23 protein-coding genes are annotated in these 20,510 nt (G+C 52.6%); 15 read left to right on the forward strand and 8 right to left on the reverse strand.

All coding sequences use genetic code 11. From position 1 onward, the window contains the following. Positions 1–37 precede the first annotated feature (37 nt). From atpG to SBI19_RS06185, 4 genes are all read left to right on the forward strand, one after another. Positions 38–913 carry an ATP synthase F1 subunit gamma gene (gene atpG, locus SBI19_RS06170; protein ID WP_317966024.1) on the forward strand — a complete coding sequence of 292 codons (876 nt, stop codon included), beginning with the start codon at positions 38–40 and terminating at the stop codon, positions 911–913. Between the two features lie 92 nt (positions 914–1,005). Next, entirely contained in the window at positions 1,006–2,412 is a 1,407-nt protein-coding gene (gene atpD / locus SBI19_RS06175; protein ID WP_317966026.1) for a F0F1 ATP synthase subunit beta, read from the forward strand. Positions 2,413–2,435: 23 nt separating this feature from the next. Next, positions 2,436–2,834 (forward strand): F0F1 ATP synthase subunit epsilon, encoded by a 399-nt coding sequence (locus SBI19_RS06180; RefSeq protein WP_317966028.1) that lies wholly within the window; start codon positions 2,436–2,438, stop codon positions 2,832–2,834. Positions 2,835–2,933: 99 nt separating this feature from the next. After that, complete coding sequence (locus SBI19_RS06185; RefSeq protein WP_317966030.1) at positions 2,934–3,731, forward strand: tyrosine-protein phosphatase; 798 nt, start codon at positions 2,934–2,936, stop codon at positions 3,729–3,731. A gap of 59 nt (positions 3,732–3,790) precedes the next feature. On the opposite strand, the gene SBI19_RS06190 is transcribed toward SBI19_RS06185, so the two are convergent. Genes SBI19_RS06190 through SBI19_RS06220 form a run of 7 tightly spaced genes read right to left on the reverse strand, consistent with a single transcriptional unit; the run spans position 3,791 to position 10,547 of the window. Continuing rightward, positions 3,791–4,882 (reverse strand): GerAB/ArcD/ProY family transporter, encoded by a 1,092-nt coding sequence (locus SBI19_RS06190; RefSeq protein WP_317966032.1) that lies wholly within the window; start codon positions 4,880–4,882, stop codon positions 3,791–3,793. Between the two features lie 12 nt (positions 4,883–4,894). Further along, complete coding sequence (locus SBI19_RS06195; RefSeq protein WP_317966034.1) at positions 4,895–5,989, reverse strand: GerAB/ArcD/ProY family transporter; 1,095 nt, start codon at positions 5,987–5,989, stop codon at positions 4,895–4,897. A 38-nt stretch (positions 5,990–6,027) separates the two neighbouring features. Then, the gene (locus tag SBI19_RS06200; RefSeq protein WP_317966036.1) at positions 6,028–6,258 is read right to left on the reverse strand and encodes a hypothetical protein; all 231 of its coding nucleotides are present in this window, start codon (positions 6,256–6,258) and stop codon (positions 6,028–6,030) included. Beyond that, positions 6,255–7,370 (reverse strand): GerAB/ArcD/ProY family transporter, encoded by a 1,116-nt coding sequence (locus SBI19_RS06205; RefSeq protein WP_317966038.1) that lies wholly within the window; start codon positions 7,368–7,370, stop codon positions 6,255–6,257. Before SBI19_RS06205 ends, SBI19_RS06200 begins: the two co-directional genes overlap by 4 nt. A 33-nt stretch (positions 7,371–7,403) precedes the next feature. Further along, on the reverse strand, positions 7,404–7,631 hold the full coding sequence (locus SBI19_RS06210) for a hypothetical protein (RefSeq protein ID WP_317966040.1): 228 nt from the start codon (positions 7,629–7,631) through the stop codon (positions 7,404–7,406). Next, positions 7,628–8,785 (reverse strand): Ger(x)C family spore germination protein, encoded by a 1,158-nt coding sequence (locus SBI19_RS06215; RefSeq protein WP_317966042.1) that lies wholly within the window; start codon positions 8,783–8,785, stop codon positions 7,628–7,630. The genes SBI19_RS06210 and SBI19_RS06215 overlap by 4 nt, the downstream gene beginning before the upstream one ends. A gap of 1 nt (position 8,786) precedes the next feature. Continuing rightward, positions 8,787–10,547, reverse strand: a complete 1,761-nt coding sequence (locus SBI19_RS06220) for a spore germination protein (RefSeq protein WP_317966044.1) — start codon at positions 10,545–10,547, stop codon at positions 8,787–8,789. A 167-nt stretch (positions 10,548–10,714) separates the two neighbouring features. Between SBI19_RS06220 and SBI19_RS06225 the strand changes: the two genes are divergently transcribed. Next, positions 10,715–11,149 (forward strand): Dps family protein, encoded by a 435-nt coding sequence (locus tag SBI19_RS06225; RefSeq protein ID WP_317966046.1) that lies wholly within the window; start codon positions 10,715–10,717, stop codon positions 11,147–11,149. 56 nt (positions 11,150–11,205) lie between these two features. Here SBI19_RS06225 and SBI19_RS06230 read toward each other — a convergent pair whose 3' ends face one another. Next, positions 11,206–11,637, reverse strand: a complete 432-nt coding sequence (locus SBI19_RS06230; protein ID WP_317966048.1) for a DUF7832 domain-containing protein — start codon at positions 11,635–11,637, stop codon at positions 11,206–11,208. Between the two features lie 411 nt (positions 11,638–12,048). On the opposite strand from SBI19_RS06230, the gene SBI19_RS06235 reads away from it, so the two are divergent. The 10 genes from SBI19_RS06235 (at position 12,049) to SBI19_RS06280 (ending at position 20,510) form a co-directional block, all read left to right on the forward strand. Then, entirely contained in the window at positions 12,049–12,414 is a 366-nt protein-coding gene (locus SBI19_RS06235) for an NADH-quinone oxidoreductase subunit A (RefSeq protein ID WP_317966262.1), read from the forward strand. After that, complete coding sequence (locus SBI19_RS06240) at positions 12,399–12,911, forward strand: NuoB/complex I 20 kDa subunit family protein (protein WP_317966050.1); 513 nt, start codon at positions 12,399–12,401, stop codon at positions 12,909–12,911. The genes SBI19_RS06235 and SBI19_RS06240 overlap by 16 nt, the downstream gene beginning before the upstream one ends. 127 nt (positions 12,912–13,038) lie before the next feature. Beyond that, the gene (locus SBI19_RS06245; protein ID WP_317966052.1) at positions 13,039–13,596 is read left to right on the forward strand and encodes an NADH-quinone oxidoreductase subunit C; all 558 of its coding nucleotides are present in this window, start codon (positions 13,039–13,041) and stop codon (positions 13,594–13,596) included. 1 nt (position 13,597) lies between these two features. Continuing rightward, on the forward strand, positions 13,598–14,704 hold the full coding sequence (locus tag SBI19_RS06250) for an NADH-quinone oxidoreductase subunit D (RefSeq protein ID WP_317966054.1): 1,107 nt from the start codon (positions 13,598–13,600) through the stop codon (positions 14,702–14,704). Beyond that, complete coding sequence (nuoH, locus tag SBI19_RS06255; RefSeq protein WP_317966056.1) at positions 14,704–15,717, forward strand: NADH-quinone oxidoreductase subunit NuoH; 1,014 nt, start codon at positions 14,704–14,706, stop codon at positions 15,715–15,717. The genes SBI19_RS06250 and nuoH overlap by 1 nt, the downstream gene beginning before the upstream one ends. A gap of 25 nt (positions 15,718–15,742) precedes the next feature. Beyond that, complete coding sequence (nuoI, locus tag SBI19_RS06260; protein WP_317966058.1) at positions 15,743–16,192, forward strand: NADH-quinone oxidoreductase subunit NuoI; 450 nt, start codon at positions 15,743–15,745, stop codon at positions 16,190–16,192. Beyond that, the gene (locus SBI19_RS06265) at positions 16,193–16,720 is read left to right on the forward strand and encodes an NADH-quinone oxidoreductase subunit J (RefSeq protein ID WP_317966060.1); all 528 of its coding nucleotides are present in this window, start codon (positions 16,193–16,195) and stop codon (positions 16,718–16,720) included. A 1-nt stretch (position 16,721) separates the two neighbouring features. Continuing rightward, positions 16,722–17,024 (forward strand): NADH-quinone oxidoreductase subunit NuoK, encoded by a 303-nt coding sequence (gene nuoK / locus SBI19_RS06270; protein ID WP_317966062.1) that lies wholly within the window; start codon positions 16,722–16,724, stop codon positions 17,022–17,024. A gap of 7 nt (positions 17,025–17,031) precedes the next feature. After that, entirely contained in the window at positions 17,032–18,894 is a 1,863-nt protein-coding gene (gene nuoL, locus SBI19_RS06275) for an NADH-quinone oxidoreductase subunit L (protein ID WP_317966064.1), read from the forward strand. Continuing rightward, the gene (locus SBI19_RS06280) at positions 18,891–20,510 is read left to right on the forward strand and encodes a complex I subunit 4 family protein (RefSeq protein ID WP_317966066.1); all 1,620 of its coding nucleotides are present in this window, start codon (positions 18,891–18,893) and stop codon (positions 20,508–20,510) included. The genes nuoL and SBI19_RS06280 overlap by 4 nt, the downstream gene beginning before the upstream one ends.

The raw sequence follows: 20,510 nt of genomic DNA on the forward strand, positions 1-20,510 counted from the left end.
GCTCCTCCCTAAGCCAGTAATAAGGTGGTGACAACGAATGGCTAAAGGTATGCGCGAAATTAAGCGCTCGATCAAGAGTACGCAGAATACGAAGCAGATTACGAAGGCGATGGAGATGGTTGCGTCCGCTAAGCTCAGAAGAGCTCAAGACGCGGCAGTAGCATCCCGTCCATACACCGACAAAATCCGTGACGTAGTGGCAAGCATTGCGTCGGGCGGCGGTACGATCAAGCATCCGATGCTGCAGTCCCGCGAGATCAAACGTACGGCTTACTTGGTCGTTACTTCTGACCGCGGTCTGGCTGGTGGCTACAACTCTAACGTACTTCGTAAAGTTTGGACGGAGATTCAGGAGAAGCACAAGTCTGCTGCAGAATACGAAGTGTTCGTTATCGGACGCAAAGGACGCGACTACTTCAAACGCCGCGGCGTAACGCTGACGGAGGAAGTTGTAGGACTGTCCGATTCACCGACGTTTGCTGACATCAAGGCATTGGCTGCATCCGCAGTTAAAGGCTTCGAAGAAGGCAAATTCGATCAACTGAACTTGGTGTATAACCAATTCGTTAACGCAATCTCGCAAATTCCGGTAATCAAGCAGCTTCTGCCGCTTGATGCATCGAAATTGGCTGGCGGCTCTGACGCAGCTAAAGCGAGCTATGAATATGAGCCTTCACCTGAGAAGGTGCTCGACGTTCTTCTTCCGAAATACGCTGAGACGGTAATCTACAGCGCAGTTCTGGAAGGCAAGGCGTCCGAGTTCGGCGCACGTATGACCGCAATGGGCAACGCAACGAAGAACGCGACGAAGATGATTGCAAGCTTGACGTTGACGTACAACCGTGCACGTCAGGCAGCGATCACGCAAGAAATCGCGGAAATCGTCGGCGGAGCGAATGCGCAGCAGCAATAATGTTTCGTTCAATGCGACCTCTGACAGGCCGCACTGCTTGACCGTGGTGCGGTAAAGAGGCCTGCGAATGACAACCATAAGGAGGTACAGGAATGAGCAAGGGACGCGTAGTTCAGGTAATGGGTCCGGTTGTTGACATTGCATTCGACAATGGCCAACTGCCTGATATCCTGAATGCAATCAAGATTGAGAAGAAAGCTCAAAACCCAGGCGAAGTCGATATCAACCTGACGGTTGAAGTCGCTACTCACCTTGGTGACAATATGGTTCGTGCCGTAGCAATGTCGTCCACGGACGGTCTGGTTCGCGGTACGGAAGCTGTCGATACGGGTGCTGCTATTACGGTACCAGTAGGTCCTGCAACGCTGGGCCGCGTATTCAACGTACTTGGTGATCCAATCGATAACAGCGGTGCAGTAGACCGTTCGATTGCAAGCCCAATTCACCGCGAAGCGCCAACGTTTGAAGAACTTTCGACGCAGCAAGAGATGCTCGTTACGGGTATTAAAGTTATCGACCTCATGGCTCCATACGCGAAGGGCGGCAAAATCGGTCTCTTCGGCGGTGCAGGCGTAGGTAAAACGGTAACGCTGCAAGAACTGATCCACAACATCGCACAAGAGCTCGGCGGTATCTCCGTATTCGCCGGCGTCGGCGAACGTACTCGTGAAGGTAATGACCTTTACCACGAGATGAGCGATTCCGGCGTTATCAACAAAACAGCGATGGTATTCGGTCAGATGAACGAGCCTCCAGGTGCACGTCTTCGCGTAGCCCTGACGGGTCTGACGATGGCTGAATATTTCCGTGACCAAGAAGGCCGTGACGTACTTCTTCTGATCGATAACATCTTCCGTTTCACGCAAGCAGGTTCCGAAGTATCCGCATTGCTCGGCCGTATGCCGTCGGCAGTAGGTTACCAACCAACGCTCGCTACGGAGATGGGTCAGCTGCAAGAGCGTATCACGTCGACGAAGAAAGGTTCCGTTACTTCCATCCAAGCAATCTACGTTCCTGCCGATGACTATACGGACCCGGCTCCAGCAACGGCGTTTGCTCACTTGGACGCAACGACTAACCTTGAGCGCAGCATCGCGGCAATGGGTATCTTCCCGGCCGTTGACCCGCTTGCATCGTCGTCCCGTATCCTGACGCCAGAAATTCTTGGCGAAGAGCACTACCAAGTAGCGCAAGGCGTTAAGAAAATTCTGCAGCGTTACAAAGAGCTTCTTGATATCATCGCAATCCTCGGTATGGATGAGCTGTCTGAAGAAGACAAGCTGATCGTACTCCGTGCGCGTCGTATCCAGAACTTCCTGTCCCAACCGCTGCACGTTGCAGAGCCGTTCAACGGTATCCCAGGTGTATATGTGCCAATCAAGGATACGGTTCGCAGCTTCAAAGAAATTCTCGAAGGCAAGCATGACAGCCTTCCAGAATCCGCGTTCCATAACGTTGGTACGATCGAAGACGCAGTGGCGAAAGCTAAAACGCTGTAAGGCGTTAGGCGGGAGGAAGCCAAATGAGTACCCTTTTACTAGAAATCGTTACGCCTGAGCGTAAAGTTTACGCGCAGGAAGTCAACATGGTGAGCGTAAAGGGCGCAGACGGTGAGCTCGGCATTCTGCCGAATCACATTCCGCTCGTTACTCCGCTTCGCATCGCACCAGTCATCGTGAAGAAAGACGGCGCAACGGAAACTTTCGCTGTATCCGGCGGTTTCATCGAAATCCGCAAGGATAAAGTCGTCATTCTGGCAGAGAGCGCTGAGCTCGCTGCCGAGATCGATGTTGCTCGTGCTGAGGCTGCGAAGAAACGTGCTGAAGAGCGTATGAACGCGAAGGCCGATAACGTTGACTTCAAGCGTGCAGAACTTTCTCTGCAGCGTGCGATCAACCGTATCAATGTAAACGGCAAATAATCATTTGCCTCTTGTATAGAAACACCGCCGAGCTTAAGCTCGGCGGTGTTTTTGTGTTATCATAGAGTAGTTAAAGAATGCAGATCGGAGCGAACAGCTATGATTGATATACATAATCATATTCTCCCTGGTATTGACGATGGCCCAAGGAACTGGGAAGAAGCACTGGAACTTGCACGGAACGCAGTGGCGAATGGAATTACGACCGTCATTGCTACGCCGCATCATGCTCATGAGCAGTATCATAACCCGGCTGAAGGCATTCTATCACTGGTGGAACAAATGAATGAACGATTGATATTAGCGGCTATTCCACTGCAGGTTCATTCGGGTCAAGAGATTCGAATTCATCAAGAGCTGCTAGACAGCTGGGAGCAGGGAAAGCGCGGAGGACTTTTGACGCTAAGCGGTACGAAATATATGTTAATAGAGCTTCCGTCTGGACGAGTGCCAGAGGGAACAGAGGAACTGGTCTATGAACTTACGCTTAAGGGCATTACGCCCATTATTGCCCATCCAGAACGTAACCGTGAGCTTGCAGCGGATATCGGCCTGTTGAAGCGGCTTATTGATTGCGGTGCATTTGCACAAGTAACTGCTCATTCGCTGATCGGTATATTTGGCCGAGGGGTAGAGAAGACAGCTTGGACGATGTGCAGACAAGGGCTCATTCATTTCGTAGCATCCGATGCGCACCATGTAACGAAGAGATATTTCTGTCTGCGAGAAGCTTATCAAGCCATTCAAGAGAAGATGGGTGCACAGACGGTTAATTATTATAAAAGAAATGCACAATTGCTGCTTGATAATGCGCCCATTCAGACAGCCCCAGTCTCCTCTGCCGCACCGGATGGAGCATGGGGCAGGGTTAAGCAATTGTTCGGACGAGGCAGGTAATAGGTAGCAGATAGGACGGGGTTAAGACTGCAGACGCGATTAGCGGCTGCGGTCTTTTTTTAGTTCGTTGATTGAGCTGCAAAGCCTCTAAGCTTCGCAACAGTAAGCAGGATAAGCGGATAGACAAAGTTAAAGAGATTGTAGCTGACCGCGACCAATGGCGCAGAGCTGGCAAAAACAATGGTATTCGGCGTAGACCAATAAGTAAAGATGATGGCCAGAACACCAATAGGAAGGATCAGAGAGGTGTGATCCTTCAGGCCGAATAAGTGTGCGAAGCCGACGACCACGCAGTAATAGGTCATGCATGCGCGAAGAAACACGTCGAGTACCCAGAATAGCATGACAAGCGAATCCAGATGGGCAAGAAACTCGAAGGCTTGCGTATAACGGCTGATGACCATGAAGGGATAGGTGAACGCATCAAGCGCACTGCCCATAATGCCGATTGTATAGATGAAAGTAAACAGCAAGCAGAGGGCGGCAGCTGTCGAAGAAATCCATCCCCAACGCTGCATGTCAGCATTCGATTTAACATGCGGGAGGAAAAACGTTAAGTAGACATACATGGAGAACCATAGGTTGAGCGCTACGGCACCTCGACCGACTGGGACGAATCCATGCTCCATTAATGGCAAGAGATTCTCTAGATCTATCGAATAGGTGAGCGGCAGAATGATGGTCAGAATGATGAATATGATAATGGGCGTGAGAAGTCCGGCAATTCGGGCGATGATCTCGACGCCGCTACGAATGGCAAGTCCCGCAATAAGGATTAGGCTTATTACAAATACGATGCTTGGCGTTCGGGTGAAATAGCTCATCGACACAAAATCAATGAATTGTCTCGATTGATTGCCGTTGAGCACTAACGCATTGAAGAGGAATAGGAATCCGAGCGCTTTGCCCACCGGGGCACCAAGAATCGTGACGCTGTATTGAATAAGATTGCGTCCGGGAAACAGTCGGTGCAGCGCGACTACAGTAGAGATGAGAATATAGCTGAAAAAGGGCACGATGACGGCCGACAGCCACATATCTCTTCCGGCTTGTACGAAAGTGGCGTTTGGGGCGGACAGCATGGAGGTTGACAGCACGCCCATGAACAGCAGGGCGGCAATCTGAATAGGCGAGACGATTGTTTTGGGCATATGGCAACCTCCTTATGAATGGCTCTCGCGCTTATTGCCTCTCAAGACTGCGACTATAAACAACACAATCGGGAGGCAGAGGTGGGCATAAATGTAGTAGAAAAGAATAACGTGACCTATGCTTTCGTTATAGGTTGTAGCATCGGGAATGGACCAGAAGGCGAGCAATACAATCGCTAATCCGACGGGTAACGTGAGCGGCTTGTACGATCGCAGCTTGAACCATTGTGCTATGCCGCTGGTTGCGGCGTAATACATGACGATCGTTCGAATGAAAACATCGATCACCCATACGAGCATAATAAGGGAATCGAGATGCGTCATGAAGGTTCCGATCGATACGAACCGACTAAGCAGCAGAAACGGGTAGTCGAAGAAGCTGGTAGCTGAACCTAATGCCATCAATACATAGAAGAACGTTAAGATGAACGTGACGACCGACCAGCCGACTGCCCAGTATAGTCGGCCTTTGTTATTATCCTTATTCGATACGTATGGCAAGAACATCGATATATAGGTATATATAGGGAACCATAGCTGCAATGAAATGGCTCCTCGAATAACGGGTGCTATTCCTTTATCCATGAAAGGGAGTATTTGATCCGGTTCCATCTCTCGGACAAGAGGGAGGATGAGCACCACGACGATGACAACGATAAGAGGCGTGAAAGTAAGCGCTAATCGTCCAATCACCTCAATGCCGAGTCGGACGGCGATTGAACTGACCAACACCATCGTGGTCGCAAACACAACGATAGGAGTATTCGCCATGAAGGCCATACTCATAAGCTCGGCAAACTGTCGAAGCTGATTGGCATTCATCATTAGGCATACGATCAAGAACGTGAGACTTATAAACTTGCCGATGACAGGTCCCAGAATAAGCTCACAATATTGGACAAAAGTGAGGCCTGGATACCGACGATGAAGCGAAAGCGCGATATAGATGGTCGCAAATCCGGTAATGCAGCCGACCACAGGCGTCATCCACATGTCGGTGCGCGCCACGTCGTATGCAAGCGAAGGAGATGACAACGTAGCCGTTGCCAGCAGCGACAGATACAGCATGCAGGCAAGCTGAGCTGAAGATATTTTACCGGCTTCCATATCGCAATTCTCCTTAGTCGTCGAGTGGTCCTTAGTCGTTACGATTTGAATAATAACTTCGCCAATGGCGCAAACAGCGGCCGCATCCATTGAACCGGGCCAGGAAGACTGGGGTTGATCACCAGCAGAATGGCCAGCGTGAACCCTGGTATATAGAGGATGAAATAGGCTGTTTTCGTCCGAACATCCTTGAGTCCCCGCCAATCAAACAGCAGCATGAGAGCGGCAACTACTACAATAACGACGATGTGGGTCTTCGAGAGATTCATACGGCATATTCACCCTTCTTTTCTTGGTCGTTCTGTTGTTTACCGAATCGCTGTTTAATCTGCGATAACAGGTAGAGAAGAGCGGGCAGCAGCAATCCGAACACCAGGTAATAGATCACGATCTCGGGAGAGAATACGAATTCCGCATTCCCTATACCCCAGTAGCTAAACAATATCATGATCATACTCACGGGCATGACAAGCGGACGGTATTGCGGCAGTCCTAAGCACTGTGCAAGCCCGATGGAGGCACTGAATAAACCGAATGTAATGCGAACGACAATCTCGATGACCCAAACCATCATCACAAGCGATTCAAGGTGCTCGAAGAATTCAGTCAGACTAATGAACCGCGCCAGCACCATGAAGGGATAGACGTAGATAGGGGTTGCAGCGCCAATGATCGCATACACGATAATGAAGGTGACGAAGATGATTATTGTAAAAATAGTAACGGACCCGAAAGCCCACCAAAGCATATGCCGCTTATTCGATACGAATGGAAGGTAGAAATTCATAAAGGTAAACACGGGCACCCATGACATGAGCCGAAATGCACCATTCATTGGAGGTCCGAGTCCTTCGCTCAGCACAGGCTCGAAATTATGGTAGTCAATGTCCATAATGCTTGGCATATAGACCATGAGAATAAGCGTAAGGACTACCGGAAGCATAAGCATGGCAAATCGTGCTACCGTTTCGACGCCGCCCCGTACGATTAGCGCACATACAAGCAGCATACTGGCTGCAATCACGAATGCAGGGGTCGTTAATAAGAATGTCAGCTTCAGAAAATCGGTAAACTGACGCAATACGTTCGCCGTCGTATGAATGATGAACAACAGATACAGCAGCCCGACAGCGATGCCTAACGGCCGGCCAAGGAGCTTCTTCATATATTGAATCAGAGTCTGCTCCGGATAAGCCTGATTCAGTTTGACTAAAAGCCATACGATTAGAAACCCGACAGAGGAGGCCAATAATGGCGAGAGCCACATATCCTGCTTGGCGACGGCAGACGCGACTGTAGGTGCTGTTAAAAGCGATGTTGCCGAAGTAGCCATGAACGATAGAATGGCAACCTGTGCTGCAGATATGCGCCCTTGTTCCATTTGGGTCCTCCCCTCTTGACTGCGTAATGTAAGTTACCGCCGCATCCACGGCAAGGTGAGCGGCTTGAAGAGCATACGCACGCCTTGCAGCGGGCCAGGCGTATCAGGCCATATTGTAATGACGAACGTCAGGATGAATACGGCGATGACGATCGTCAGATAGACGGATTTTATGGCTGTATCGTTCAGTGAAGGCCACTCGAACCAGGTGACTACGGCGATGATAATCGCGACACAGGTTAGAAACAGCACATGCATCATTGTGATTCACTTTGTTGCAGCGTTCTGTTATCACCTGTCAGACCGTTGCGGGCGATAATTAATCGAATGTCGTAGTCGACGACAACCCTAGGGAAAAGTTCATCCCAATTGTTTTTCGCTTTGCGCCATTGTTTCGGGTAATGCCGATAATATTGTTCTGCGAAACCAAGGTAATCGACACGGCTTTGTTGAGCGATCTTGACCGCTTCCTCGATACGTTTCCGGAGCGTTTGTTTGAATGCTTGCTGCAGCTTGACCACATTGGCTTCCTTGGTTGTGTCCAATTTAGTCGTGTTCTCATTCAAGTTGCCGGTTGCATCGATGATGAGACGCATATGCCATTCCCCATTCTTAATGGACGGGACAAGCTTAGAATTGGCGTGAAAAAGATAGACAGAAGCAATTCCGCCGTCCGTCGATGACGTGATCGTAGCCGATTTGATTTCATTGCGAAGCCAGAGCAGCCCTCTCGTCGTCGACGTGTCAAGTTTCTCGGTCATGCGCAGATTTTTGATTGTCGCTGAACCGCTGACGAAAGGGGTAGACTCGCCGTCCCTATGCAGAATGCGTACGACGGGCAGTACGGCGGTGTGTGCCTCTTCGGACAACTCTTCGATCGCTTGCAGAATCGAAATGTTTAATCCAGTCTGAAGTACGGCCATTTCTCGCAGCGTCTCCGCACTGTTGCGCTCAATCGGTGTATTCCATTTGAGTACATTCTCTGCTGGTCCCTCACTAATGAACAGATTGGCGCGTTCTCTAGGGTGGGGATGGCGTGTAAGGAAGTCGAGCGGCTCTTTAATGCCCCTTCTTGCAAGCTTCTCGCCGAAGACGAACACATCGGCTTGTCCCCAGAATACCTTTCTCGAGAGTCGCTCCTGCAGTCGTGCGGTTGCGTCGGCCATGTCTAAACCAATTGCATCTCTAACAACGGTTTTATTGCTGCCGCTGGCAGGGCTGGTTGCAGACTGCTCGGAGGATGGCGGGTTCGGTACGAACAGCTGGACGGACAGCTTGATACGGTTATTGTCGGTTAAGTCGATTCCGGCAGCCGTAATGATCGCGAGATCATTGATTTCCATCCGGTCCCAGCAGCCGGATAACACAATTCCGCTCAGCAGCACTATCAACAATGTGCGACAGGCGTGCTGCATGCTAAGAGTTCCTCCTTGCCTTATATCGCTCCGTGCGTAACCGAATGCGATTAAAGAATGACCCCGTCAGATGAGGTCTTGTCGTCGCATACGGACTAGACGTACGGATTAGCGTATCTTTGAGCTGACTTGTCTGAACGGGTGAAAGCGGCGACAAGTAAGGTACGCCGAACGAGCGCAGCGTCATCAGATGGATCAGAATGACGAGTGCGGCTAAGACGATGCCATAAAGACCCAGTGCTCCTGCGCACAGCATGATCGGAAATCGGATAAATCGGATGGCGATGCCCAGCGAGTAGTTCGGAATAAGAAACGACGACACCGCCGTGATCGCAACGACCATGACCATCGGCGAAGATACAATGCCTGCTGAGATTGCCGCTTGTCCGATGACCAATGCGCCTACGATACTTACCGCAGAGCCCACTTGTCTTGGAAGCCGAATACCTGCTTCCCGGAGCGCCTCGAACGTGACTTCCATAAGCAGCGCTTCAACGAGCGCAGGGAAAGGAATATTTTCTCTCGATTGCGCGATAGTAAGCAGCAGAGAAGTCGGAAGCATCTCCTGATGATACGACAATACAGCGACATAGAAGGATGGTCCGAAGATCGTAATTAGCGAGAACAGCATACGCAGCCACCTTATCGCCGTAGCAACGATCGACCGCTGATAGAAGTCTTCGGGCGATTGCATCATGCTCATGAAAGATGCAGGAGCAATGAGTGCAACGGGCGACCCATCTGCGATCAGTGCAATCTTCCCTTCAAGCAGATGGGCAGTGACAACATCCGGCCGCTCCGTAGACATGAGCTGCGGGAATGGCGAGAAGGGGTTGTCCTCAATCCATTCCTCAATTAACGATGTATCGGTCATGCCGTCCACATCGATCGCGGACAGTCTTCCTTCCATCTCTTTGACCAGATTAGGATCAGCGATTCCTTCGATATAGGCAATAACAGTGGCCGTCTTCGTATAGCGGCCGATGAAGACCGACTTCATCTTCAGCGCTGGCGTATGCAAACGTCGCCGAAGCATGGTCGAATTCGTACGAATCGACTCCACAAATCCTTCCCGCGGGCCCCGGACGACCGTTTCTGCCTCCGGCTCTTCAATCGAACGAATAATCGGATTGATCACATCGTACACGAGGGATGACGCTATTCCATCAATGAATAAGACAGCGTGCCCATAACCGATTTTGTCAGCGACGTTGTCGAAATCCATAGCCTCGAGCATAGCGGAGATGGTTATGCATTTGACAACATTGTCTTTCGTACGCGACCCGGCAGTCCCGATTTGCTGAAGAGGGGTTAAGATATGCAGGTCGATTAGGCGCATGTCGCTTAATCCGTCTAAATACACAAGTGTTGCAGCGGGGCCGTTCAGAATATCAAACTCATGAATGATAATGTCATTGCAGTCCTTATAGAGCTCGCGCAGCGTGTTAATGCTGTCCTGCAGCTTGTCTGTTACAGGCATGTTGAGCAGCTGACGCTGATAAGTCAGTACTTCCTCGACAGAAGGAGTTGGCTCCATCTGAATGCCAGGATTAGAGTTGGCAGTGGACGAGCTTGTGTTAGATGACTGCTCTTGTAGTTCTTGATTTGGGGCTGCCTGTTGCTGTGACGTTTGCTGAGCCTGATTTGTTGTATCGCTGCTGGAACCGTTCGTTGACTGATTTCCGTTATCGGGCATGGCGTCAGAAGACGGAGCGGCGCCGATATCCGGTTGCGTGCTTCGTTCGTCTTTTGGATGTGTCATCGGCTTCTCCTCCCGTTCCTGATTTGTCGTTATTTTGATCATTTTTCCAGCTGAATAATACATGGAATTGTTATTAATGCTAATTTTGTTCAAGTGACTGCGTGTCGCGTGCAGCAAAACGCACGTGGTGAGGACAATCGGAAGGGTTCGAAAGGAGACATGAGAGAATGACGAATGTAATTGCGGTGCTTAACGGTCAGTTGGCAGATTGGAGCGTGCTTTACGTTAAGCTGCACGATTATCATTGGAACGTGAAAGGATCGAATTTCTATACGCTGCATGTCAAATTCGAGGAGCTGTATAACGAAGCGTCGTTATTCGTCGATGCAGTGGCGGAACGGATTCTGGCGCTTGGCGGCAAGCCAGTGTCCACGATGAAGGCTTTTCTAGAGCAGTCTAAAGTAACAGAGGCTTCAGGCAATGAAGACGCAACGGCGATGGTACGCTCGCTTGCCGATGACTTTGCAGGCATTGCGGACAGGCTGGGCGAGGGGGCGGCACTTGCCGACGAAGCAGGCGATCCTCCGACAGCGGACTTGTTGATTACGCGGAGAGAAGAAGTGCAGAAGCATCTGTGGATGCTGCGCGCTTTTCTGGGATAAACATAGCGGTCGAATAGGGGAAAAGAAAGAGCGTTCCTTGGCAGGAACGCTCTTCTCTATTTGTTGATCCATTCCGAATATCTACGGTCGATGACTTCCTTCAGTTTGTCGTAGTTGTCCCAAGTATCCTCGACATGAAAGACTGATTTCAGGTCAGTGAAAACCTCATCACAATAATCGTTCAAGTAGGACCCGTTGTCAAAGTCGAAGTAGGCCATTGCAAAAGCATGGCCTTCGCTGCTTAGCATGTCCGAATCGAAGACGCCGTCATACAGCTCGTAGATTTGGGAACCGGTTAACTCGCGTTTATGGAATTTAATAATTTCATCTGCGCCATCTCGTTCGAATGATTTGCTGTATAACTGATGATCGATAATCCAGCCCAGGAACATCCCGGTATGGACATGAGCCTGAAAGGGTGAGAGTTCCTCTGGAAAGTGCTCGTTAATATGATACTTGGCTTTATCGTGAATGAACGGTTTGGCCAACTGAATCTCCTCCTATTAGAAATAATATCTATAATATCTTAGTACTGGCATTGACATTGTCAAGAACGATTGTCAATATCGAAAGCTATTAATATCAGGCAGGCAGTGTTGTTTTTAATGAGCATAAGGACTAGTTAACGATGGAATTCCATGAAAGAACGGACAGCTTGCAGGCATAAGGCGCCCCGCTGGCGAATAGGGATATCAGACGAGTAGTCGTTCAGTTGACCCATGTTCGAGAGCAAGAAGGATTGTCGCGACAAGGGCTGTACTGGCAAGGGATGGCATTTATGAGGGCGGATCTCATAGACGCTACTAACAGGTTTTGCTATAATTGTGAGGTAATTTTTACCTTGGTGTCGAGTTCAGACGTTGTAGCTAGCTATGACTAATGGAGGTGATCGGGTGAATATGTACATGAATCAGTACATCATCGTTGCGATTTTCATCTTGTTAGGAATTCTGCTGCCTGTAGCTGCTCTTACGATCGGACGTTTGCTTCGTCCCTCGAAGCCTACCGAACCGAAGCAAGCGACTTACGAGAGCGGCAATGAGCCTGTAGGGGAAGGACAAGTTCGGTTTAACGTGCGCTATTATCACTATGCGCTAATGTTTGTCATCTTCGATGTGGAAACCGTTTTCTTATATCCATGGGCCGTTGCTTATAACAAGCTCGGCCTTTTTGCGATGGTGGAGATGCTGCTGTTCGCCGCAATGCTTGTGCTTGGTCTTGCCTACGCCTGGAAGAAGAAGGTGCTGACATGGAATTCAATTTAGATTGGATTACGCAGGAAGAGCGTGCGGAACTGGAGCGCAATGTGTTCCTAGGAACGCTGGAGCAGGTCAAGGCATGGGCGCGAAGCAACTCCTTATGGCCGCTGACATTCGGTCTTGCATGCTGTGCGATTGAGATGATGGGAACAGGCGCGTCGCATTATGACCTTGACCGGTTCGGGGTCATGTTCCGCACTTCGCCGCGTCAAGCGGACGTGATGATCGTATCGGGAACCGTTACGAAGAAAATGGGGCCGCTGCTGCGTCGTCTGTACGATCAGATGCCGGAGCCGAAGTGGGTCATCGCGATGGGGTCATGCGCGACAGCGGGCGGACCTTATGTGAAGTCTTATGCGGTTATTAAGGGCGTCGATCAGATCGTTCCTGTCGACGTCTATATTCCAGGCTGTCCGCCGAGTCCTGCGGCGCTCATTTATGGCATCAACAAGCTGCAGCACAAGATTCGCTATGAAGCGAAGACCGGGAAGCAGGTGACTTAAGGCATGAGCGAGCATCAGGATGATGCGATAGATGTAAAGCCAGGGAAGCCAAGCGAAGCGGAAGATACGACGGAGGAAAAGGCTGAGAGCGAGAGCTCGGCAGGGGAAGGAAACGTAGAGAGCAAGGGTGAGTCTGAGAGCGCGGTTCGGGAAGAAAGCGTCGATACAAAGGCAGCCGCGGAAGCGGGAGGCGCCGAAGGAGCCGTCGCCGCTGCAGCCGCAGCTGGATGCGGCTGCGGCGCTCGTCCGCGAGCTCGTGGATGCGGACGCGGTCGAGGAGGCCTATGTGAACGAGCTGGGCTCGCACATGCCGACGCTTATCATCCGTCCGCCATACCTTCGGCGGACAGCCGAGCTGTTCCGTGATCATGGTGCGCTGGGCTGCAACTATCTGCGCAACGTATCCGGCGTTGATTATGAGACGCATATGGAAGTCGTCCATTACTTGGTCAATATGACGAGCGGGCAGCGTTATGCGCTCAAGGCGCGTGCTGATCGCAGCGATCCTGTGCTTGATTCCGTGACACCTGTGTGGGAGACAGCCAACTGGAACGAGCGCGAAATTTACGATCTGCTAGGCATCGAATTCAAAGGCCATCCCGATCTGCGGCGCATTATGATGCCGGACGACTGGATCGGCCATCCGCTGCGCAAAGATTACGAGCCGCTTGATCCGGAGGTGTAACGTGGGCGCGATACGAACAGAAGAACTGCTGCTGAACGTCGGTCCGCAGCATCCGAGCACGCATGGCGTGTTTCGCATTATCGTAAAGCTGGACGGCGAGATTATCACCGAAGCGACGCCTGTCATGGGCTACCTGCACCGAGGAACGGAAAAGCTCGCGGAGAACTTGAATTTTACGCAAATTATCCCGTATACCGACCGAATGGACTACGTGTCCGCTATGACGAACAACTACGTGTTATGCCATGCGGTGGAGAAAATGATGGGACTCGAAGTGCCCGAACGGGCCGAGTTTCTCCGTCTGATCGTGATGGAGATGCAGCGCGTGGCGAGCCATCTCGTCTGGTGGGGCACCTATCTGCTTGATATCGGCGCGATGAGCCCGTTCCTGTTCGCTTTCCGCGACCGGGAAACGATCGTTCAGCTGTTCAATGAGCTGTCCGGCGCTCGTCTAACCTACAACTACATGCGAGTCGGCGGCGTGAAGTGGGATGCTCCTCCTGGCTGGCTCGATAAAGTCCGCGAGTTCGTCCCTTATATGGAGAAGAAGGTCGAGGAATACGACAGGCTCGTTACAGGCAACGAGATTTTCCTCTCCCGCATCCAAGGCGTTGGCCGTTATGACGCGGAGACGGCAATCCGTTACGGCTTGTCCGGTGCCAATCTGCGCTGCACGGGGGTCCAATGGGATCTGCGCCGCAGCGAGCCGTACAGCCTATACGACCGGTTCGAGTTCGATGTGCCGGTCGGCAAGAACGGCGATTGCTTCGATCGTTACCTGCTCCGTCTTGAAGAAATTCGCCAAAGCCTCCGCATCCTCAGACAAGCGCTGGCTCAAATGCCCGAAGGCGGCGAGACGATGGGCAAGGTGCCGCGTGCGATTCGTCCGCCGGCGGGCGAAGCGTATGTGGCGATCGAATCGCCGCGCGGCGAGATCGGCTGTCATATCGTCTCCAAGGGCAAAGCAGAGCCGTATCGGCTGAAGTTCCGAAGGCCGTCTTTTGTAAACCTGCAAATTCTTCCGAAGCTGCTCGTCGGCGAGACGATGACCAACCTCATTACGATTCTGGGCGGCATCGATATTGTCGTCGGGGAGGTTGATGCCTGATGGATTGGCTGTCGGCTTCACCTGTAACGTGGTACGATGCGCTGGTCGTGTTCCTCTGGGGTGTCGTGCTGATGCTTATCGTACTCGGCTTCGTCACCTATGCCATCTACTTCGAGCGCAAAGTCATTGGCTGGATGCAGTTTCGCCAGGGACCGAACCGCGTTGGTCCACTTGGATTGCTGCAGTCGGTTGCCGATATTCTGAAGCTGCTCATCAAGGAAGACACCATTCCGCGTAAGGCAGATCGGCTGCTGTTTGTATTCGCCCCTGTGCTGGCTTTCATTCCGAGCTTTGCCGTGCTTGCCGTTATCCCTTATACGCAAAAGCTGTATTTTGCCGACCTGAACGTCGGCTTGCTCTATTATGTTGCACTGTCTGGCATCTCCACGCTAGCCATCGTGCTTGGCGGCTGGGCGTCCAACAACAAATACGCGCTGCTCGGCGGCATGCGCTCCGCAGCGCAGATGATCAGCTACGAGGTGCCGCTTGTCATCTCCGTCACCGGCGTCATTCTCATGAGCGGGACGCTTAATCTGCGCGGCATCGTCGATGCGCAGTCGGGCGGCTGGTTCTGGGATTGGAACTTCCTGCCGCAGATTATCGGGTTCGCCGTCTTCATCGTTGCCGCGATATCCGAACTCAACCGGACGCCGTTCGACCTGCCGGAGGCGGAGTCCGAGCTGGTCGCAGGGTACCATGTCGAGTACAGCGGCTTCCGCTTCGCCTTCTTCATGCTGACGGAGTATGTGTACGTCTATGCGATCGCAGGTCTTGCAACGACGCTGTTCCTCGGCGGCTGGCATGCGCCTGCGCCGTTCCTTGATTTTATACCGGGCATGATCTGGTTCGCGCTGAAATTCGCCTTCATCGTCTTCTTCCTGTTCTGGCTGCGTGCAACGCTGCCGCGCATTCGCATCGATCAGCTGATGGGCCTCGGCTGGAAGCTGCTGCTTCCGCTGTCGCTCGCGAACATTTTCTTAACGGCGCTCTTCTACGAGCTGTTCCAGCGTTAGATCTAACCATTAGGAGGCTTACGGTATGAAAGGGATGTTGAAAGGAATGGGCGTCACGCTGAAGGCGCTGACGGCTCCGAAAGTGACGACCTCGTACCCCGATGCGCCTTACTTGATGCCGGAGCGGTATAGAGGCATTCAGCATTTTATACCGGAGCTGTGCATCGTCTGCAACCAATGCGCGCGCATCTGTCCGACGGAATGCATTACGCTGACCGGCAAGCCGAACCCTGATCCGGAGAAGAAAGGCAAAGTGATCGACACGTTCGATCTCAATTTTGAAATTTGTATCTTGTGCGACCTATGTACAGAGGTTTGTCCAACCGAGGCGATTGTCATGACCGGCAACTTCGAGCTGGCCGCCTACAGCCGCGACGAGCTGTATAAGGACCGGGAGTGGCTGACGGATAACAACACGCGCGTTCGCGAGGACAACAACAACATTGGAGCGCCGCAGAAGGGAGGCGCCAAATGAATGAGCGGCTTTACATTTAATTTCGACGGCGGATACGCAGCGTTCTTCGTCTTCGCCGTCCTTATCATTGCTGGCGCGGTATTGATGATCAGCACCTCGAAAGTGGTGCATATGGTCATGTCGATGGCGGCCGTATTTCTTGGCGTCGGCGGCATGTACATTTTGCTCGATGCGGAGTTTCTCGCACTCGTCCAAGTGCTGATCTATGCAGGGGCGATCTCGATTCTGATGATCTTCGGCATCATGATGACGAATCACCGGGACGCGGCGGCCGAGGCGGTGAAGCCGCTGAAGGAGACGCTCGCGGCTGTTGGCGCGCTTGCGCTGTTCGGACTGTTGTTCTATGCGATTCGCGATGCTGATTTCACAGGGATGGACGGCGGCAGGATGGTGCCGGAGGAAGATAATACGGCTGCGATTGGCGTCATGCTGTTCCACAATCAAGTGCTGCCGTTCGAGATCTTATCGGTGCTGCTGACCGTTGCGTTTATCGGCGCTATCGTCTTGGCGAAGAAGGAGGCGGAATAGCATGCTTGCATCTTACTTAACGATGGCGGCGATTCTGTTCTGCATCGGCCTGTATGGCGCATTCGTCAAGCGGAACGCCGTCGTCGTGCTGCTGTCGATTGAGCTGATGCTTAACGCAGTCAACTTGAACCTGGTCGCCTTCTCCAAATACGGAGCAGTCCCATCGCTGACCGGCCAGGTGTTTGCGCTGTTCACGATCGCGGTCGCTGCCGCAGAAGCCGCTGTCGGCGTTGCGGTACTGATTGCGCTGTTCCGTGCAAGAGGCACGGTTAAGGCCGATGAATTCGACGAGTTAAGGAGGTGAGCGTACAATGGCATATTCAGAGGCGGCGTGGCTGGTCCCTCTCTTTCCGCTTGCAGCGTTTCTAGTGCTGCTGTCCTTCGGACGCGGAATGAGAAGCTGGGCACCGATCATCGGGGCCGCGGGCACGCTCTGTTCGCTTGTCTTGTCAATTCTCGTGCTGCTCGAAGGGATTGAATTTCAGGATCGGATCGATTGGATCAAAATGGGCAGTTTAACGCTCTCGCTCGGCTATGAAATTACGCATCTGACATCGCTGATGCTCGTGATCGTATCGCTCGTCAGCTTTCTCGTATGCGTCTATTCGGCCGGATATATGAAAACGGATGAGCGGATTACCGTCTTCTACAGCTACATATCGCTGTTCGTTTTCTCGATGCTCGGGCTTGTCATTGCCGATAACATCCTGCTGCTGTATATCTGCTGGGAACTTGTCGGCGTTTGCTCGTTTCTGCTCGTCGGCTTCTGGTATCAGAAGCCGGAAGCGAAGGCGGCAGCTAAGAAAGCGTTCATCGTTACACGAATCGGTGATGCGGGACTGCTGCTCGCTGTTATTCTGCTGTTCTGGTATATGCCGAGCCATGCGCTCGACTTCGCAGGGATCCAGAACGTATTTGCCGGTCAATCCGGCGTAGTCGATGACGGCATTGTTACGCTGATCGCATTGCTCATCTTCATAGGCGCAATGGGCAAATCGGGTCAATTCCCGCTGCATGTGTGGCTGCCTGATGCGATGGTAGGTCCGACGCCGATCAGTGCCCTCATCCACGCGGCGACGATGGTAGCGGCCGGCGTATTCTTGATTGTTCGAACGTTCGTGTTGTTCCAAGCCTCTTCGGCGGCGATGGATATTGTGGCCTACGTCGGAGCATTCACGGCTTTGTTCGCCGCAACGATTGCGCTGGCACAGCATGATGTGAAACGAATCCTTGCTTATTCGACCATCAGCCAGTTGGGTTACATGATGCTTGCACTCGGTCTTGGCTCCATGACAGGGGCTATGTTCCACCTGATGACGCATGCCTTCTTCAAGGCGCTGTTGTTCCTGGCTGCGGGCAGCATCATCCATGCCACGTCGAAGCAGGACATTCGAGAGCTCGGCGGGCTTGGACAGCCGATGCGGATTACGGCGATATTGTTCGGCGTCGGGGCGCTGGCGTTGTCGGGCGTTCCGCCATTCTCCGGCTTCTGGTCGAAGGACGTTATTTTATCGGCAGCTATGGATCACAACCCGTTCCTGTTCGGGGTAGGGATCGTTGGTGCGCTTCTGACCGCTCTCTATATGTCGCGGCTCTTCTTCCGCGTATTTGCAGGCAAGCCTTCAACGGCTGCGGATCACGTGCATGAATCTCCGCTAGTGATGGTGCTTCCGATGGCGCTGCTCGCTGTGCTGGCGATCGGAGCGGGCTTCGTCGATACGCCGTGGAATGAATGGTTCAGCGGCTGGCTTGCCGGGAATGGGAATGACACAGCAGCGGAGAGCAGCAGTCCGATCGTGATGATTATTAGCGCGGCCGTTTCACTGCTCGGCATCTACATGGGATGGCTTGCGTATGTCAAACGGACGATTCGCCCAAGAGCGATTGCAGAATCGATGCCGCGCGCGACCGGATTGCTGGAACAGGGCTATCGCATGGACGATCTCTATGAGGTCGTTATCGTGCGGCCTTATCGATTGCTCAGCCACGGCATAAGGCTGTTTGACCGCTATGTGGTAGACGGTGTTGTTAGACTGACGGCAGCTGCTGCATCCGGACTTGGCCGAACGACCGCCTCGCTGCAGAACGGCCAAGTGCAAACGTACGGTCTTGCGGCAATTATCGGTCTTATTATCATCGTTGTTGCATTCGCTGGAAGGAGGTTCTGGTCATGACGATCGATTGGCCGATTCTTTCCTTTCTCGTCTTCTCGCCGCTGGCAGGCGCGGCTGTCCTGCTTGCCATGCCTTCGCAGCGCATGCGGCTGCTGCGTTGGACAGCGATCATAGCTACGCTGCTGCCGCTCGCGCTCGCCATTGTGCTCTATATCGATTACGATCCGATCAAGCCGGGCACGGCTTATGATGAGCAGGCATCGTGGGTCAATATCCCGCTGGATAAGGCGGCAATCGGGGGCGGCGCGGCGTTTGATCTGCATTTCGACTATTCGCTAAGTCTTGATGGGTTGTCGCTGCCGCTTGTGCTGCTAACGACGATAGTAGCGTCTATGGCGGCGCTTGCCTCGACCTCGATCCGCAAACGATGGAAGTCGTATTATTTCTGGTTGTTAGTGCTGGAATGCGGCATGCTTGGCGTGTTCCTGGCAAGGGACTTATTGCTGTTCTTTATTTTCTTCGAGATTACACTCATTCCAATGCTGTTCCTGGTCGGCATCTGGGGACTATTCGACCGGGAACGGGCGGCGATTCGGTTTCTGCTGTATAACGGGCTTGGCTCGGCCATTATGCTCGTCGTCTTCGTCATCCTCGTTGTAACGGCAGGGTTTTCGATCGAGCAGACCGCGGATGGCGCGGCGCATTTCATGTACAGCGGCAGCTATGACGTTATCGCGGCCAACTTGTCCGACCCGCAGGCGTATGCGAATCAGTTGGCGCAGGCGGGCGAGAATCCGTTCTACCTGTCGAGTACGATGCAGATGGTGCTGTTCGTGCTGCTGCTGATCGCCTTCGGCATTAAGCTGCCGATCGTACCGTTCCATACGTGGATGCTGGACGTTCACAAGGAAGCGCCGGCGCCAGTCGTTATGATCCATTCGGGCATTTTGCTCAAAATGGGCGCCTACGGCCTCATCCGCTTCGGCTTCTTCTTGTTCCCGGAACAAGCGGACCGATGCGCGACGCTGCTAGCGATACTCGGTCTAATTAATCTGCTGTATGGAGCGGTCATTGCCTTCCGGCAGACGGAGCTTCGGCTTGTACTTGCCTACTCTTCGCTCAGCCATATGGGCATCGTCCTGCTCGGCCTGGCGGCGCTGAATGAGATCGGCTTGCAGGGCGCCGTGTTCCAGCTGATCTCGCATGGCCTTATCTCTGCGCTGCTGTTCCTCCTTCTCGGCGCCTTCTATGAACGAACCGGCACGACGAAGCTCGATGAGCTGGGCGGCTTGGCCCGATCGATGCCGTTTATGTCAGGCGCGCTGCTAGCCGCAGGGCTTGCATCGCTCGGCCTGCCGGGCTTGTCTGGATTCGTAGGCGAGCTGTTGTCTCTGCTCGGGGTGTTCGATTCGCACAAAGTCATCGCATCGATTGCGGTAATCGGCATTATTCTGACGGCCGTTTATGTCCTTCGTGCCGTGATGGCGGTCAGCTTCGGTGTTATGCAGCCGCGATTCGAGAGTTTGAAGGATGCGCGGTTCATTGAGGCGCTGCCGATTGTCATCCTGCTGGCGCTCGTCGTGCTGCTCGGGATTTTCCCGGCATTCGTGACGGAGCAGCTGCATCACAGCTTTGATTCGATGCTGCAGCAATTGAACTTGAGGGTAGGGGGGTAA

It is taken from the genome of Paenibacillus sp. CCS19, from assembly GCF_033239625.1.
Taxonomy (GTDB): Bacteria; Bacillota; Bacilli; order Paenibacillales; family Paenibacillaceae; genus Paenibacillus_T.